This is a genomic window from Paenibacillus glycanilyticus NBRC 16618, from assembly GCF_004000805.1.
In the GTDB taxonomy this organism is placed as follows: domain Bacteria; phylum Bacillota; class Bacilli; order Paenibacillales; family Paenibacillaceae; genus Pristimantibacillus; species Pristimantibacillus glycanilyticus.
Genome location: NZ_BILY01000019.1, coordinates 25,250 through 43,783, shown reverse-complemented (window position 1 = coordinate 43,783; position 18,534 = coordinate 25,250). Strand labels below are relative to the sequence as shown.

Annotated in this window: 12 protein-coding genes; all 12 read left to right on the top strand. The window is 46.9% G+C overall.

The window, feature by feature from the left end:
* Positions 1–33 precede the first annotated feature (33 nt).
* The 12 genes from PGL01S_RS16530 (at position 34) to PGL01S_RS16475 (ending at position 18,524) form a co-directional block, all read left to right on the top strand.
* Positions 34–2,229: a helix-turn-helix domain-containing protein gene (locus PGL01S_RS16530; RefSeq protein WP_127495700.1), complete on the top strand. Its 2,196-nt coding sequence runs from the start codon at positions 34–36 to the stop codon at positions 2,227–2,229.
* 32 nt (positions 2,230–2,261) lie between these two features.
* Positions 2,262–3,941: a type 2 periplasmic-binding domain-containing protein gene (locus tag PGL01S_RS16525; protein WP_127495699.1), complete on the top strand. Its 1,680-nt coding sequence runs from the start codon at positions 2,262–2,264 to the stop codon at positions 3,939–3,941.
* A 243-nt stretch (positions 3,942–4,184) separates the two neighbouring features.
* Positions 4,185–5,132 carry an ABC transporter permease gene (locus PGL01S_RS16520; RefSeq protein ID WP_373864164.1) on the top strand — a complete coding sequence of 316 codons (948 nt, stop codon included), beginning with the start codon at positions 4,185–4,187 and terminating at the stop codon, positions 5,130–5,132.
* A 16-nt stretch (positions 5,133–5,148) separates the two neighbouring features.
* Positions 5,149–6,048 (top strand): carbohydrate ABC transporter permease, encoded by a 900-nt coding sequence (locus PGL01S_RS16515; protein WP_116393686.1) that lies wholly within the window; start codon positions 5,149–5,151, stop codon positions 6,046–6,048.
* Between the two features lie 103 nt (positions 6,049–6,151).
* Entirely contained in the window at positions 6,152–7,822 is a 1,671-nt protein-coding gene (locus tag PGL01S_RS16510) for a type 2 periplasmic-binding domain-containing protein (RefSeq protein WP_244935620.1), read from the top strand.
* A 31-nt stretch (positions 7,823–7,853) separates the two neighbouring features.
* A complete protein-coding gene (locus PGL01S_RS16505) occupies positions 7,854–9,344 on the top strand; it encodes an alpha-L-fucosidase (protein WP_218032373.1) in 1,491 nt (496 codons plus the stop codon).
* Positions 9,345–9,652: 308 nt separating this feature from the next.
* Entirely contained in the window at positions 9,653–10,747 is a 1,095-nt protein-coding gene (locus tag PGL01S_RS16500) for a glycoside hydrolase family 88 protein (RefSeq protein WP_127495748.1), read from the top strand.
* A gap of 35 nt (positions 10,748–10,782) precedes the next feature.
* The gene (locus tag PGL01S_RS16495; protein ID WP_127495697.1) at positions 10,783–12,222 is read left to right on the top strand and encodes a glycosyl hydrolase family 28 protein; all 1,440 of its coding nucleotides are present in this window, start codon (positions 10,783–10,785) and stop codon (positions 12,220–12,222) included.
* Positions 12,223–12,314: 92 nt separating this feature from the next.
* On the top strand, positions 12,315–14,615 hold the full coding sequence (locus PGL01S_RS16490; RefSeq protein WP_127495696.1) for a helix-turn-helix domain-containing protein: 2,301 nt from the start codon (positions 12,315–12,317) through the stop codon (positions 14,613–14,615).
* A 254-nt stretch (positions 14,616–14,869) separates the two neighbouring features.
* Positions 14,870–15,847 carry an ABC transporter permease gene (locus PGL01S_RS16485; protein ID WP_127495695.1) on the top strand — a complete coding sequence of 326 codons (978 nt, stop codon included), beginning with the start codon at positions 14,870–14,872 and terminating at the stop codon, positions 15,845–15,847.
* Between the two features lie 115 nt (positions 15,848–15,962).
* Positions 15,963–16,847 (top strand): carbohydrate ABC transporter permease, encoded by an 885-nt coding sequence (locus PGL01S_RS16480; protein WP_127495694.1) that lies wholly within the window; start codon positions 15,963–15,965, stop codon positions 16,845–16,847.
* A gap of 54 nt (positions 16,848–16,901) precedes the next feature.
* On the top strand, positions 16,902–18,524 hold the full coding sequence (locus tag PGL01S_RS16475; protein ID WP_127495693.1) for an ABC transporter substrate-binding protein: 1,623 nt from the start codon (positions 16,902–16,904) through the stop codon (positions 18,522–18,524).
* Positions 18,525–18,534: the final 10 nt, after the last annotated feature.

The following is an 18,534-nucleotide window of genomic DNA, read 5'->3' as shown; positions in this document are numbered from 1 at the left end:
GGTATAGATCGAGCTTGTTAGAGGAGGAGGCTAATGAGTAAGATTTGGCTTCGAAAGATGATCTGGTCATACATCCCGCTCTTTCTGATCGTTTTTTCTTTTTTGCTTTTCGTTTTTCTTCGGGTAATCGTGGACCAGAACCGAAAGAATGCGAAAGAGTCCAGCGAGGTATTCACAGCCCAACTGCTTCAGTCGGTCAATGTTTCCTTGAAAACGGTGGATCATATGGTGATCCGCGAGCTTCTGAACAGCAAAGTGCTGGCCAGTTATTTCGAAGGCAGCGGAACCGGCAGCGTTTATTTAAACTATGAGGTTCTGGAGCGTCTCAACGAATTGAAGCGGGAAGTGCCGTTGATCGATTCCTTCTATTTGTACCGATACAGCGACGGAACCATTCTTTCGGGAAATATGCGGAAAAATATCGATATATTCGAAGACCGGGCATTCGCTCGGTCCGTTTCCGGTTTCCGTAACGGGCCTCTTTGGACCGATGTACGGGAGTATCGCGAACTCTCTTTCCAGAACTCGAAGCGCGTTGTCAGCCTCGTTCATGAGGTTCCGGTTAGCTCCGGTTCGAAAGGGATAATCGTGGTGAATATCGATACTTCTTCTATTCGGGCAACCGTATCCTCTCTTTACGACGAAGCCAACACTTTCGTAAATATTTTTGGCCGGAACCGGCAACCGATTTATATTGGTAATTTGGAACCGGACCGCAAAATAACGGCCAGCTTAACGTCCGATTATACCGGCTGGACTGTAGAAAGCGGGATGAACAGCGGACTGCTGGCCCAGTCAACATCGGCGTTCTCCAGCGTTTGGTTTGCAGTCGGCGTACTTGTGTTTGTCGGCGGCCTTATACTCACCATTTATATTACACGGGCGAACTACAAGCCTCTTGAAGAGCTGGTGGTGAAGCTGAACCATTCGCTGTTCGACGGAAACGGCTCAGCAGGCAGCGTTTCACTCGATGAGTTTGCCTTTATTGAATCCGCTATCAATAATTTTGCTGCACAGTCGAAGCTTGTAGAGAGGGAATTCAGCGAAACGGCCATCCTGAAACGCAAACATGCATTCAGCATTTTGATCCATGGCCATTACGAGAATGGAGAACTGTCGGAGACTCCTTTCAAGGACTTGCAATTGCCGACATTCCATACGCTGAAGGCGATCGTGATCGAGGTAGACAATGCGGAGCAGGCATTCTTTACATATAGCGGCCGGGACCGCTCGCTATTCAAATTCGTCGTCAGCAGTGTTGTCAACGAAATGATTCAGCAGCCGGATACATCCGTCTGGCTGGAATGGACATCTCCTACCCATTTGTCCGCTGTTATTTTCCAGAATGATCAGAAGGACCTCACATCCGTCTATGAATCGATTGTCGACTGGATTGACAAAAATCTCAAGTTCACCGTTACTATTGGAGTCGGTCGTGCAACATCCCGTATTGAAGATATTCGTTCTTCCTATGAAGAAGCTTGCTCGATCCTGCATTTCAAGGCCGTGCTTGGTACGAACCGGATCATCCGGTACTCGGACGCCGAACACCAGCAGCGTAAGAATGAGCATGAGCATCTTCGCGTGATTCACGAGATCTCGTCCGCCTTTCGCCTTGGGGAGGAGCAGTGGAAGACTCTATATTGGAAGCTCTTCAACAATATTCGCGCGGATAAACCTAGGAAGGCCGAGATCGTCAAACTATTAGATTATTTGCTTGCCTACCTGGGCCTTCATCACTCGAACGGGTCCAAGGAGGAAAACCAGATTGTCAGGCAGGCGCTCGAAGACGTTCGCGTCAAGATGGAGACATTCGATACGCTGAACGAACTGAGCGAGACGCTGTTCGCGGTGTTGGACGAATGCAGCAGACAGCTGCAGGAATTGCGCTCGCCGCGAGCCTACTATATCTTATTGCAGGACATCAAGGAGTGCATAGAGAACGAGTACGCAAACCCGAATTTGTCGCTCGATTTCCTGAGTGATCGATTTTCTGTCAATTCCAAATACCTAAGCAGATTATACAAAGAAACATTCGGCGAAAATTTCCTGGACTTCCTGGCTTCCGTAAGGATTGGGAAAGCGAAGGAGCTGCTTATCCACAGCGAGGTTCCGATCCAGGAGGTGGGCGAGAAAGTGGGATACCCCAATTCCGCGACCTTCCGCCGCGTGTTCCGAAAGATGGAGGGACTGCCGCCGCAGGATTATCGCAGTCGAATGCAAGAGTAGGGTAGGAGCTCGATTGCCCGGAGGTGGACACAGTGATCAGAAGTCGAACGATTGTATTATCCGTAATGGTTGCGGCTGCAATCGCGCTGATAAGCTGTATGTTATGGATCATTCATGAGAAAGGCCTTCCGGCCGGCGGATCCCTGAATCGTGGCGCGGAGACGGTCATCCGTAAGCCGGGTGAATTCCCTATCGCCGACAAGCGCGTGAAGCTTGAGGTATTGGTGGGCTCCGACCTTACGAAAGAGGAATTGGAGAATAATTGGTTCACGAAATATGTGGAACAAAAGCTCGGCATTGATCTCCAGTTCGTCATTGCCAAAGAGAGCGAACTGGACAATGCGGAAGACATGTTGTTTGCAAGCGGGGACTACCCGGCGGTCATTCTCGACGGCAGTCTGACACCCGATGAACAGGTGCGATATGGACAGAGGGGCATCTTTCGTCCGCTGAACGGCGTAATAGATCAATATGGCGACCGTCTGAAGGAGATTTTCCGCCAAAATCCGGGTTTAAAGAAGTCGATTACGGCTCCCGACGGAAATATTTACGCGCTTCCGTCAGTAAATGAATGCTTCCATTGCTGGTATGCGCAAAAGCTGTGGATCAATACGTCGTGGCTGAATAAGCTGAACCTCGAAATGCCAAGGACGACGGAGGAGCTCTACCAGGTGCTTCGCGCATTCAAGCTGAAGGATCCGAATGGAAACGGGCTCCAGGACGAGATTCCGCTCAGCGGAGCGATGAACAGCTGGCATACGGAAATCACGGGATTTTTGATGAGCGCCTTTATTTATAACACAGACACCAATTACTTCTTTGTGCGTGACGGCACTGTCGGAATGGCTGCCATCCAGCCGGAATGGCGGGAAGGGCTTGCCTATATCCACAAGCTGTTCCGCGAGGGATTGATCGACCCGGAGGTGTTCACCCAATCCCTTGACGGGCTGGTGGAGACGGCATCTCGCAAAGATAATGTGCTGGGCGCGGTCACGACGGGATATGCCCGGATGGTATTCGATAGCAACACCCGCAACCGGAGCGGCAACTATGAGGCTGTCCCGCCCTTGATCGGTCCTTCCGGTTATCAGACTGCCGGATACTTCAGTTCATTCGACCGCGCGGCCTTTGCCGTCACCGATAAAGCAACGGCTGCCGAAGCGTCTGCCGCACTGCGCTTGGCCGATTTCCTCATGACGGAAGAGGCGACTATCCGCAATGAGTGGGGGCCAGAGAACAAGTGGTGGCGGAAAGGACGGCCGGGGGAATATGACGAGCACGGAAGGCCCGCAAAATATTGGCTCGATCCCGAATTTTCCAGTTCGTCCGCACAGAATGACGTCTGGGCTCAGATGGGCCTGCTCTATCGGGATCGGGACCTGCGGGAGTCGTGGGCCGTGACGGAGAGTCCAGGTTCGTTCGTAGACTATGAGCATCGGCTTTATGAAGAGACGCTGCGGAAGTATGCGGGCAAGGAACCGGATGAGGTCTATCCGGACTATATCTTTATGGATACCTCCGCCGCCGAGGAAGCCGCCCGATTGAAAGTTCCAATCGATGAATATATTCAAACAAACCTGGTTCAGTTCATTACGGGCGTGAAGGATACGGATGCCGATTGGGACGACTATGTGGACGGGCTGAAGCAGTTGAAACTCGACCGGTATATGGAGATCCATCAGAACGCTTACGATGCCTATAAACAAAAATAAGTACAAGCTTTGGTTCAGAAAATCCTTCTGGATCAAGGCTTTTTTATGTTTTGAAGAATACTGATCGGTATGCGAAAGATGAGCGGTTCCTTAAATTCATACGAATGTAAGCGCTTTTAGAAATGTGCTCGGCAGTAGATTTCTGTCCGTTGACGGTCTCGGCCGGAGTTCGCTATCGTTAGGCCAGTCAGGTTGAATCTACCGCAAGGAAAGGGCGTGGTCGGGAAAATGAAAACCAGTGTTATGGATGCGCGCGGCAAGTATAAGAGAAGCGGATTGCCGTCCGCCAGGCGGAAGTGGAAAGGGATCAAGCGGCATTGGCAGCTGTACCTGCTCATTATTGCTCCAATGGCTTATATCGTGATCTTTAAGTACATTCCCATGTACGGCGCGCAAATTGCGTTTCGGGATTACAGCGTCATTAAAGGGTTTACGGGAAGTGAATTTGTAGGACTCAAGCACTTTCAATCGTTCTTTCAATCGCCAAACTTCTGGCTGCTGATCAAGAATACGCTCGGCATTAGCTTGTACTCATTAGCCGTCGGCTTTCCCGCTCCGATTATTCTGGCGCTGGCCCTTAATGAGATCAAGAGCATGAAGTTCAAGAAGACCGTCCAGACGGTAACCTTCGCTCCCTTTTTCATCTCGACCGTCGTTATGGTTTCCATGATCATTATTTTCCTCTCTCCGCGGCTCGGCTTCGTGGATTACATTGTTCGCGGGCTCGGTTTCGATTCTATCAACTTTATGGGCACGCCTGGTTATTTCAAGAGCATCTATGTATTCTCCAATGTCTGGCAGGGAATCGGATACGGTGCCGTCATTTACCTGGCCGCGCTAGCCGGCATCAATCCGGAGCTGTACGAAGCGGCAAAGGTAGACGGCGCTTCACGATTGCAGAAGATACGGCACGTCGATTTGCCGGGCATAGCTCCGGCGGCAATCATCCTGCTAATTCTAAGCGTCGGCCAGATTATGAACATCGGCTTCGAGAAGATTTACCTGATGCAGAATCCGCTTAACGTCAGCACTTCGGAAGTCATATCCACTTATGTGTATAAGATGGGTCTACTCGGAGCGAATTTCAGCTTCTCGTCTGCCGTCGACCTATTCAACTCCGTCATCAACCTGATTCTGCTCATTACCGTCAATTCGATTGCCAAACGCATTTCCGAAAGTAGTCTGTGGTAAAGGAGGAACGATATTTATGAACCGTGTAAACGCAATACGCGAATCGGTCCGCGACAGGATTTTCCTTGGGCTCATCTACATCTTTCTCTTTTGCGTGCTTGCCGTGGTCATTTATCCGCTCATTTTCATCCTCAGCTCATCGTTCAGTTCGCCGCAAGCTGTCGTCAGCGGACGGGTCTGGCTGTGGCCGGTCGACATAAGTCTAATGGGTTATAAGGTAATCTTCTCTAATCCGGCCATTCTGACCGGCTATATCAATTCGTTCATCTATACCGTGCTTGGCGTAATGATAAACATTGTCATGACTGTGGCAATCGCCTATCCACTGTCTAAGTCGACGTTCGTGGGGCGTAATGCGATCATGATGATTCTAGTCTTTACCATCCTGTTCAGCGGTGGACTGATTCCTACGTATCTCACGGTCAAGGCGGCAGGTATTCTGGATACAAGGTGGGCCATGGTTTTGCCCGGAGCGCTAGCTGTCTTTCAGGTCATCGTTGCGAGAACGTTTTTCCAGTCTACCATTCCGAAGGAGCTGGGAGAAGCGGCGGAGCTTGACGGGTGCTCGGATATCGGATTTCTGTGGCGAGTCGTCCTGCCGCTCTCGAAAGCCATCCTGGCCGTGCTGATATTGTTCTACGCGGTAGGCAACTGGAATGCTTATTTCGACGCGCTGATCTATTTAAAATCACCCGAACTTTATCCGCTTCAGATCATTCTGCGCAACATCCTTATTCTCAATAGCATTGATGCATCTTCTCTCGTGGACGCCAATCAGATGGCCGCGAGACAGGGGTTGCGCGATCTTTTGAAATTTTCGCTTATCGTGGTAGCGACGGTCCCTATTCTTTGCATCTATCCGTTCGTCCAGAAGTTTTTCGTTCAAGGGATCATGATCGGTTCTATCAAAGGATAGCGGGAAACCACGTAGAAGGGAGGTGAGGCCGAAAGCGGGCAAGAAAATCGGAAGATAGCAGAATGACGCAAACTCAGCAAAGGAATAAAAAGGAGGAGTCATCTTGGAAAAGAGACGAAAAATCGGAATGGCCGTCAGCCTCGCGTTGCTAATCGCCCTGCTCCTGAGTGCATGCAGCGGCGGCAACAACACTACGGGAAATAGCGGAGGCGGCAACGCCGAAGGCGAGCAGGCTTCGGGTAGCAAAGGTCCGGTTACGCTGGATGTATTCCTGTCATTATCTCCACGCATTGAGGATATAAAAACAAATGCCGTTACCAAGTATATCGAGAATAAGCTGAATATCAAATTCAAATTCGATGCGGCGCCGAGTGCGAGCGCAGGGGATAAGAAGAAATTGATTATGGCAAGCGGCGATTACCCTTCCGTGTTCCTTTCCGGCGATTTCACGCAGTCAGAACAGATCGATTACGGCCAGCAGGGCGTGCTGCTTCCGCTGAACGATCTGATCGACCAATACGGCAGTGAGATCAAAAAAGCGTTCGATGACGATCCCGATCTCAAAACGGCCATTACGGCGCCGGACGGCAACATTTATGCGCTCCCGCATGTGAATGATTGCTTCCATTGTTGGTACTCCCAGAAAGCCTGGATCAACAAGGCTTGGTTAGACAAGCTTGGATTGCCTATGCCAAAAACGACGGACGACTTCTATAACGTTCTCAAGGCGTTCAAGACGGGGGACCCGAACGGCAACGGCAAAGCCGACGAGATTCCCTATTCCGGGGCCATTGGAACATGGCATGGCGTTCCTTCAAACTTTCTCATGAACGCGTTTATTTATGACAATGACGAGGACTTCTTCAATATGAAGGACGGAAAGGTTGATCTTTCCGCCGATAAGCCGGAATGGAGACAAGGCCTCGAATATGTGAACAAGCTGTACAGCGAGGGACTCATTGACAAGGAATCGTTCACGCAAAACGGTGACGCGCTTTCGCAGGTAGCCAACCAAGTTGGAGATAACGTGCTAGGCGTCATCGCCGGCGGCATTCCTAGTCTGTACTTCAGCCTTGCGGCCGACCAAACACGCCATAAAGATTATGTATCCATTCCGCCTCTGACGGGCCCGAACGGCATTGCGTATACGGCTTACTACAAATCGTATGGCAACGGGCAATTCGCCATTACGAACAAGGCGTCGAAAGAACAACAGATTGCGGCGATCAAGATGGCGGATTACATGTGGTCCGAGGATCATGCGATCACGAACGAATACGGATTGGAAGGGAAGTACTGGGAGAAGGCGCCTTCAGGAACCGTTGATGTCCGAGGCAGACCGGCGAAGTATAATCTTAAGCCTGAGTACTTCGATATGGTTTCTTCTACTACAAATAATGACACGTGGGATCAAATGGGCATCACGCGCCGGACGCGCGATATCCGCGAATCCTGGGTTGCTCCGAAAGATCCGATGACGCAGGAAGGGTATGAGTACAGACTGTTCCTCGAAACGCAGAACAACTACGAGAACAAGCAGCCGAAAGAGACCTTCCCGCTCGGTATCTTCATGGAAACGGCGGACGCCAAAGAAGTTAACCAATTGAAGCCGCAAATCAATGACTACATCCGCTCGAATATGGCGCAATTCATAACCGGATCGAAGAAGCTTACGGACAATGAGTGGAACGCTTACGTGAAGGGCTTCGATGGCTTAAAACTGAAACGCTATCTGGAAATTTACCAGAACGCGTACGACAAAATGGCAAAGTAACTGAGATCATACCAATTAGGAGGTTTTTCATTTGCTGAATACAGAAATTGCTAAGGGTCCCTACGAACCAACCTTTGATTCCTTGCGGACGTTCGAATGCCCGGATTGGTTCCGGGACGCCAAGCTTGGCATCTGGTCGCACTGGGGCGCTCAATCGGTTCCGATGTACGGAGATTGGTACGCTCGCAATCTTTACGTCGAAGGCTCGGAACAATACCGCTATCACATCCGGCACTACGGGCATCCGTCGCAATTCGGTTACAAAGACATTGTGCAGCTGTGGAAAGCCGAGAAGTTTGATCCCGAAGAGCTGATGGACTTGTACGCAGCGGCAGGAGCTAAATACTTCGTAGCGCAGGCTATGCATCACGACAACTTTTTCAATTACGACTCCAAGATCCATCGGTGGAATTCCGTGAACATGGGGCCGAAAAAGGATATCGTCGCGTTATGGAAGCAGGCTGCGGTGAAGCGGGGACTGCCGTTCGGCCTGACCGAACATCTGGGCGCTACGTTCAGTTGGTTCCATTGGAACAAAGGGCAGGACAAGGAAGGACCGTATAAAGGCATTCCCTATGACGGCAATGATCCCGAGTACGAGGATCTGTACCTGCCGAACCGCGAGCATCACGACCCGGGCAAGAAAATGTACGATCTGGACCCGTGGTATACGCCGAATCAATGGTGGCATAAGCGTTGGTTCGATATCGTAAAGGAAGTCATCGACCAGTATCAACCGGATCTTCTGTATTCTGACGGCGTGGTGCCGTTCGTCAACACATGGGACAAATCTGACTTTAATCCCGATCATCCTGATTACCAGACGGGGCTGCACGCCGTTGCGCACCTGTACAACACAAGCGCGTCGCTTAACGGCGGCGTAAACAGGGCGGTGTATAACCAGAAGGACCGTAAGAAAGAGATTTACAGCATCGGCGTGATGGATATCGAGCGCAGCCAAGAGCCGGATATCAAACCGGAACCGTGGCAGACGGACACCTGCCTGGGCGACTGGTTCTATAATGTAAAATCCGTCTACAAGAAGCCGGGGCATGTCATCGAGATGTTTGTAGATATCATTGCGAAGAACGGCAATCTGCTGTTGAACATTCCGCAGAAGCCCGATGGCACGATCGACGATGAATGCAGGTACATCTTGAAGGAAATGGCGCGGTGGATTGAAGCCTGCGGGGAGGGGGTATATGGCACCCGGCCGTTCCGCGTGTCGGGCGAAGGCGGCACTCGCGTCGTTATTGATCACTTTAAGGAAGACAAGGCGGAGTGGACCGCATCGGATTTCCGGTTCACGCAGAAAGGCAGCACGGTCTATGCGTTCCAAATGGCTGTGCCGCAAGACCGTCTTGCCGTAATCCGAACGTTTGGTTCGGAGGAGAAGGTGAAGAACGTGCGGCTGCTTGGTGCCGGAGAAGTGCCTTTCCAGCAATCGTTCGGCGCGCTCGTCGTTTCGCTGCCGGAGTCATTGCCAACGGAATACGTCAACTGCCTTGCCATTGAAATTTAAACATAGGCTTGAATGGAGAAAAGAGCAACGAATGCGTTTGCTCTTTTCTTTTTGACCATAATAGAATTTATAAAATGATAGAGGTTTTCTCATCAAGTTTGAGTTCAAATCGCATCGGGATACGCTGCAGCGTGTTTTTAAACAGGTTCAAAAACCATCAAATCGGCGTTTTGATAAAACGAGAACTTGAACGCTCATAGATAGTGATATTAAAGTGAAAGGGAAAAGGCTTCGAGGAGGAGAGCAGTGTGTTACTGGCGAGCGATCGACAATGGGTCAGCGATGTTATTGGGAAAATCACGGCCAAAATGGACGTGGTGAGCGAAAGATCGCAATATAAAATTCCCTATACAACAATTAACGGTACGCATGACCATCGACCGGATATGAAACCGGGCAGCGATCCGGCGGACGGAATCAGTTGGTGGACGAACGGTTTCTGGGGCGGCATGATGTGGCTGATGCACCACGAGACGGGCAACGAAAAATATAAGGACATCGCGGTTCATTCGGAAGAGCTGCTTGACGAATGCTTTCATATCTTCCATGGCTTGCATCATGATGTCGGATTTATGTGGCTCCCGACCAGTGTGGCCAACTACAGAGTAACGAATAACCCGGTATCGAGGAAGCGGGCGCTGCACGCGGCGAACTTGCTCGCAGGCCGCTTTAATCTCGCCGGGGGCTTTATCCGCGCATGGAATGATTTGGAGGGGGCGGATACCCGGGGCTGGGCGATCATCGATTGTATGTTGAACATTCCTTTGCTTTATTGGGCTTCGGGAGAAACCGGGGATCCAAGATACAAGCAGATCGCCATGCGGCATGCGGATACAGCGATGTCCGCGTTTGTTCGGGCAGATGGCTCCGTCAATCATATCGTCGAGTTCGATCCGTACGAGGGCTCGGTCTTACGCACCTACGGCGGTCAAGGCTACGAAGACGGTTCCTCTTGGACTCGCGGACAATCCTGGGGACTGTACGGCTTTATGATGAGCTTCACGCATACAGGTAAACAGGAGTATTTGGATACGGCGAAACGAATCGCGCATTATTTTATCGCTAATATTCCTGAAAACGGTATCATCCCAATCGACTTCCGTCAGCCGAAGGAGCCGGCTTACGAGGATTCAACGGCGGCTGCAATCGCTGCCTGCGGACTAATCGAGATAGCAAAGGTTGCTCAAGAGCATGAAAAGGATTTGTATTTAAGCGCCGCTCTGAAACTATTAAAGACGTTGGATGCTTCTTGCTGCGACTGGAGGATGGAGGTAGATCATCTCCTTATCAATGGTTCTGCAGCGTACCACAATCCGGATCGACATACGCCGATTATTTATGGCGATTATTATTTCATCGAGGCTGTTTTCAAGCTGAAAGGGAACGATTTGTATTTATGGTAACGTAACATGATCCTACGCTAGGAGGAGAACAACGCTTGAGCTATTTAAAAATTTGGGAAGCGCCCGCAGGGGCGGTTGGCCGGGATGATTTTAAGGTAAGCGTCCGCATCCCCGGAGGGAATTGGGAGCCGCTTTTCGTGTATGAAGCGAAGGTGGATATGCACAATGTTAGACAGGCTTCCATGTCTTATTTTGACATGGGTGGTGGACCGGTGGAGGTACGGGTCGAGAACCGGAAGGGGCCTATTCACCAAGCTGTCATCCGCCCGCTCTCGAAGGGGATCCCGTTCGAAGTGGAAGGTGCGACCGTTACCTTCCGCTTGGAAGAACCGTGCAAGCTGTCTATTGAAGTGAACGGGGACCGATTTGGCAATTTGCATCTTTTCGCAAATGCACCGGAGGACAATCCACCGAAACCGGATGACCCCAATGTGCTGTTCCTGAAGCCAGCCATTCACAGAATGGAGGATATTCAACGTTTGGCGAATCTTCCGCTGCCTGGGGGAGCGGCACCGGAGGTGATTTATTTCGGGCCAGGGATGCATTATCTGGAGGAGACGATCTTCCGTATTCCGTCCGGGAAAACCGTCTATATTGCCGGCGGCGCTATAGTTGTCGGTTCCCTTGTTTGCGATCATGTACAAGATGTCACCATACGCGGCAGAGGTGTGATATATTTATCTGACTTCCACCGATTCTCCGCCTTTCGGGGCGTTAGGATTATGTTCTCGCATCATATTTCAGTGGAGGGTATCGTGCTGCTCGATCCGCCGCATTACAGCATTTACATCGGCAAGTCCGAGCATATCCGGATCCGCGACTTCAAATCCTTCAGCACGCGGGGATGGTCCGACGGCATCGACATGATGTCCAGTTCGCATATAGAGATTGAGGATGTGTTCCTGCGGACGTCCGACGATTGTATTGCCGTATACGGCAGCCGCTGGGATTATAAAGGGGATTCGCGCTGCGTTAGTGTCAAAGACTCCGTCTTATGGGCCGACGTTGCACATGCAATGAATATCGGCGGACATGGAGACTACCGCCGGGGCGGTGACTTGATCGAGGATATCCAGTTCAGCAATATCGATATTTTGGAGCACCACGAGCCCCAGCCCGGTTATTGGGGGGCCATGAACATTAATGTTGGCGATAATAATACGGTGCGGAACGTCACCTATGACAACATCCGTGTGGAGGATTTTGAATTAGGCCAGCTGGTGGACATCCGTATCGTGTGGAATGAGAAATATAACCCTGTTGCCGGTAAACGCATTGAGAATATTCATTTCCGGAATGTGACCTATAACGGAAAAAATGAATATAAAAACCGAATCTACGGATTTGACCGGGAGCGGACCGTGGATGGTGTCACCTTCACCAATTTGTGTATTAATGGCGAGCTGATTCTGGATGCGGAGCAGGGGTATTTCGACATTAATGAGCATGCGTACGGCATTCAATTTCTAAAGTGACGATAGGACGGTTCAGGGCGAATTGGGGGACTGGATTACAAGACCGGTTTCCCAGGTCGTTCTCCCAATAGATATAATGAGGGGGTAGCCAAATGAAAGTAGAACGTGTGGGGGGAAGGCTAACACGCCTCTTTAGAAGGGATACTTTATTAATAAAAATCTTATCGTCCTATTTCATTATTGTTATCGTTCTATTGTCTGTTTTTTCCTTTGTCTTGTTTCGCACCTACAGCAATAAAAGTATAGAGCAAATCAGTCAAACCTCTGAAAACTTTATTTCGCAATCTTATTATATTGCAGATACAATGCTCATTAATGTCTATTATAACTTTTATCAGTTATTTAATAATAGTATGGATAATGATCTTAATTACGGTTTGTATGTTGATAAACCAGATCAATTTGCCGATCAAGATGTATTAAAGAAATTAAAGCAATATGTGAAGTCAAATCCGCTTATCGGCTCCATTTATATTTATAATTCAAAGGCTGACAGAGTATTATTCAGTATATCCGAGGTAGGAGAAGGGATTCAGTCAACAACGGATTTTTTGGATCAAGATATACTCCGTATCCTGAGGAATAAGGAACGTAACGTTTCGAATGAATATTTTACAAGAAAAGTGGATTATGTAATAAGTAATAACAATGTAAGCGAAAATTTTTTGACCCTGGTTCTTGCAAACACTTCAAATAAGGGTGAAGTTGAATCGTCATTAGTCATTAATTTAAATCAAAAAATACTGCAGCAGATGGTTACCAATGGCAGTGCCGGAGATCTCAATCAAGTATTGATCATGTATAAAAACGGCAATGTATTATCCCATGATGACACTTCTATGATTAATAAAAATCTTGCCAATGAAAGCTTTGCGAAACAAATCATGCAGTCTAACAATGAAAAAGGCAGCTTTACAACGAAGATTAACGGTAAGGAATCATTGGTCAGCTATGTGAAAGCAAAGCATTTAGGCTTAATATTTATAGGCATTGGCGAATATAGCAAGCTATTATCGTCGGCCTATTCCATGCAAAAGACATTATTGTTTTTAACCGTTATTTTTATGCTTGCGGGAATCCTTTTAGCTGTCTATTTTACATCAACCATCTATAATCCCTTCAGAAAATTGCTTCATAAATATAGACTGGATTCAAACCGATTATTGAATGATAAGAAGAAGACTTTATTAAGTAAAATAGTTGATGGGGAACTGGACGAAAAAATCTTCGACAAAGAGTATAGAATGGAGTGCGGGGTAAGTCTGGACGCTCCGTTCTTTTTGACCCTTGTCCTTAAAATGGATTCTCTTGAAAAGGTTCTTTCAGGCAAATGGTCGAAAGACGTCAGATTGGTCAGATTCGCCATTATTAATATTGCATGTGAATTTTTTAGGGAAAAAGGCTTTAAGGTAGAGGGCGTTGATAACGGAAATGACTATGTCAGTATTATTTTAAATGTCGATCATAGAAGTGATGAGCTTTTGGATAACCTGTTCGATACGGTAAAGGAAATGCAAGACAAAGTAGAGAAATATTTGAAGATCTCGGTATCTGCGGGAATAGGGGACATTGCAGAAGGGATTGAAGGAATAGGCAAATCCTTTCAAAATGCGCTGGCAGCTTCGAATTATCGAATTATATTCGGCCGAAAAGCAGTCATACAATATGGCGAAATCGCTCAGCGAAATGATAATGATCTCCAGGAATATCCTTATGATATTGAGAAGAGAATGATCGAAGCCATAAAGGAAAGCCATTTAAGAAAAATTGAGGCAAGCCTTAATGAGTTTTTTGAAAGGCTTGCTTTATATAGCGCGGATGTCATCCAAATAACGGTGCTGCAGTTAGCCGTGTTGCTTACAAGGACGCTAAGCGGTATCGCCAAGACGAGTATAGAGAATGGAGAATACAGCATAAAGGTACTGGTGTCCGAGATTCAAACTTGCGAAACCTTGGAAGAAATAAAAACGTATCTCTATTCACTCTGCTTCAAAGTTGTAGACACCAAAGGCAATGATTCTAAAGAAAATGTAAAAACTGTGATTGCGAATAAAATTAGAGATTATGTCAGGCAGCATTATAATAGTATAAACCTATCAACGGATACAGTGGCCAAGTATGTAGAGCTGTCTCCTAATTACGTTAGGTCTATTTTCAAAGAGATAACCGGTATATCCTTGTCGGATTATATTACGCAATGCAGGATGTCGGAAGCACAGAGGCTTTTAATTGAAACGAATGATCCTGTCAGCAGGATTGCCGAATTGGTTGGGTATCCAGAGAATAGCAAGCACTTCTTTACCGTATTTAAAAAACACTTTGGCAGAACCCCGGAAAATTATAGAATGAGTATCCAGAATGATGAGAGTCCAAAAGCAAACTTCGAATGGTAAAGCGAAACAGAAAAAGAACCGGCAGCATCCACGCTGTCGGTTCTTTTTCTGTTGTAAACTGCCTGAGTTCAAATACCATCGGGATACGCTGCAGCGTGTTTTCGAACAGGTTTAAAAACCATCAAAGCGGCATTTTGATAAAACGAGAACTTGAAGACTCATGTAGGTGATATTAGAGTCAGAAGGGAAAAGGCGTTCCGTATTTCCACGACGCGAGCCGAGAGATTTTTTCAGCATACGGGGGGATGATCAATATGAATGTTGCTTTGAGCAGCAATAAAGCGGACAGCGTTGTTAAGAAGAGAAAAAAGAGCTTCCTATCAGATGTAAAACAAAATTTCTATTTGTATTTATTAGTTTTGCCAGGCATCTTATATTTCGTGATTTTCAAGTACCTGCCAATGGTAGGGATCATCGTGGCCTTTCAAGACTTTAATACGGTGAAAGGGCTTTTTAAAAGTAAATTCGTCGGTCTGAAAAATTTCGAGTATTTCTTCACTTCAAAGGATTGGCTTGTTGTAACCTGGAACACGTTGTATTTAAATCTATTGTTTCTTATTACCGGTTTGTTTTTTTCGATCCTCATTGCCATTGTGCTGTCTGAAATCAGCTCCAAGTATTTTAAGAAAGTGACGCAATCGCTTGTCATCTTGCCGAATTTTATATCCTGGACATTAGTTTCGATGTTTGTTTTTGCCCTGCTATCGACGGATGTAGGATTAATTAATTCCGTTTTAAAAGCGTTGGGCTTTATTCAGGAAGGAAAGGAAATCAATTTTTATGCCAACCCGAGTCTATGGGCTGGAATATTGGTTGTTCTAAAAATATGGAAAACCGCAGGCTTCGGTTCCGTTGTCTATCTGGCTGCTATAGCGGGCATTGACCAGGAAATCTATGAAGCAGCCAAAATGGACGGTGCCAGCCGTATGCAGTGCATTACGAAGATTACTTTGCCGCAGCTTAAAACGACAGCAGTACTGTTGACCTTGTTTGGCATCGGAGGCATCTTCCACGGGGATCTTGGAATGATCTATGCGATTGTAGGCGATAACCCTTATTTGTATGACACGACCGATGTTATTGACACTTATGTATTCAGAATGCTTAGACAAATGAATGACATGAGCATGTCTACTGCGATCGGACTTTATCAATCCTTTGTAGGTTTTGTCATCGTATATACAACCAATTATCTCGCCAAGAAATATGATTCGGACTCCGCTATTTTTTAAAAATATAAGAAAGTATAGGTTTTCATTATACTATGCTTATATTTCATTCGCGAAACGTATGCTGCTCCTCCAAGGGACGGCGCAGCCGTTTTCACTTGAGAAAGGAGATAAACAAATGAAAAGCAGCTTGGAGAATAAAGCATTAGATCTATTTTCTTATCTTTTCATGGCCTTATTTTCAATATTTTGCATTGTGCCTTTTATCCTTATTCTATCGAGCTCCCTATCAGACGAAAAATCCGTACAATTGACCGGCTTTGCGCTTATTCCAAAACAATTCTCGTTGTTTGCCTACGAGGTCATATTTCAGGATAACGCCATATTTAGCGCTTACAAGACAACGATCATTTTCACGGTTATGGGTACGATTCTTTGCTTGATCATTACAAGTGCGATGGCTTATGCCATTTCCGTAAAAACGTTTACTCACAGAAACAAAATCGCCTTTTTCGTCTATTTCACAATGCTGTTTAACGGAGGCTTGATACCTACCTACCTTCTTATCTCCAAGTATTTAGGTTTAAGCGATAATATCTTGGTTTATATTGTACCGGCCTTGGTTAATCCGTTTAATATGTTTCTGTTAAGGAACTTCTTCAAGCAAATACCGGATTCGCTGGCGGAGTCCGCCAAAATTGACGGTGCGAATGACATCTATATTTTATTTAAAATCATCCTTCCGCTTGCCAAACCTGCAATGGCAACGATCGGATTGTTTTATGGACTCGGTTTCTGGAACGAATGGTTTACGGCCACACTTTTTATTTCCGATAAGGATCTGTATTCTTTGCAATATCTGATCATGAAGGTATTAAGAGAAGTGGACTTTGCGAATCAATTGAATCAAATGCAAGGGATAACATTAGCTAATTATGTCGTTCCAACCAACACGGCCAAAATGGCTACTGCCGTAGTCACTGTAGGTCCCATTATTTTTGTTTATCCATTTCTGCAAAAGTACTTTGTTAAGGGACTAGTAGTTGGAGCTGTTAAGGGCTAGACCCGCGAGAGCGGTTTAGTATATAGGATTAAATAATAAAAGGGAGGAAAAAAAATGAACAAAAAGGTTGTTGTATTACCGCTTGCTGCAACCATGCTTGCTGCGTCAATCGCTGGATGCAGCAAGGCATCAAACAAGCCGAGTGAAAGCACTGCGCCTACCAGCAACACGGCAGAAAGTTCATCGCCCGCAACTAAGGATCCGGTTACGCTTAATATTCGTCTGTTCGGGACTGAAAACGGGATGTATCGCGATGTAGATCCCGTCATTAAGGAGTTTGAGAAACGGACGAAGGATACGCTTAATACGACCTTGAATCTTACCTTTACACCGCCTGCCGACTATGGTCCCAAGCATGAATTATGGATCGCATCGGGAGAGGACATCGACCTCTTTAACCCGTGGTCAAAGGATAAATTCGCCAGAGACGGCGCATTGGCGGATTTAAGCGAATACTTTAACAACCCCAAATATCCCGGGCTTCAGAAGGCTTTCTCAGAAGAGTATATCAATGATAATAAGATGAATGGCAAGCTCTATGCCATTCCGCTTACAAACGCTTTCATGGATATGGAAGGTGTCTGGTATCGGAAAGATTTGTTGACCAAGTATGGGATGAAGGATATCAGCAGCTATGATGATTTGTATAACTTCCTTGAAAAAGTAAAAGAAAACGAAAAAGACATGACTCCGTTCGGGAACTATGGCAACACTGCATTCTTCAAGCTATTTACGGATATCAATGCACAACAGCTTGAAGGGAACGTATTTCCATTTATCGGCGGCTCAAATCCGAAGAAAAATTTCGTTTACGTTCAAATCGCAGATGATGGAAAATCCGTCGCGGGTGTGGCGGCTTATGGAGATCCGGCATCCGAATGGGCGAACATTAATCCTAAGTACGGTCTCGATTATTTGATGAACCAGTTTAACCAAGCGAAGCGGTTTAACCAATTTATTCCGGCAGATACTTTGACAAACACGACTGGAACAGGAAAGCCTGTCTCTGCGGGATACGGAACATTAAATGGGTTTACTGGGGAAGAAGCCAAGCAAAAGGCGTTAGATCCGAATGCGGAGCTTGGTTTCTGGCCGATCTTCAAGAACAATCAAGAAATGACACCTGGAACACAATCTACGGATGGCAAGGCATGGAATTTCATTGCCATACCTGCTTCTTCTAAAAAAATTGATAGAGCAATGGAATTCCTGGATTGGATTTTCTCCAGTCAGGAGAACAATGACTTATTTACGTACGGTATAGAAGGTAAAAACTGGGAGCCTGTAGGAGATAATCAGTGGAAGATTCCGGATGGAGTCGATCCGGCTAAAAATTACGCTTTCCCTGCCTTCGAGTTGACTTGGAATCCGAATTTTCATCGAATTCCGACAGGGTTGCCGGAGCAGATTCAGCACTATTATGAATATCAATTTAAGCCGGATACCTATAAGAAAAATGTATTGGCTGGATTTACATTCGATCAAGAGCCTGTAAAAAATGAAATCGCCAAATGCAGCACTGTTATGGATAAGTATCTTCCATTCTTATTGTCCGGCTTCGGCGACGTTAATGATAATTTGTCGAAGATGAATAAGGATTTGAAGGCTTCGGGTGTAGAAAAAATTAAAGAAGAATTGAAGAATCAAATCAATGCCTTCCTTGCTCAAAAGAAGTAAAACGCTCTGA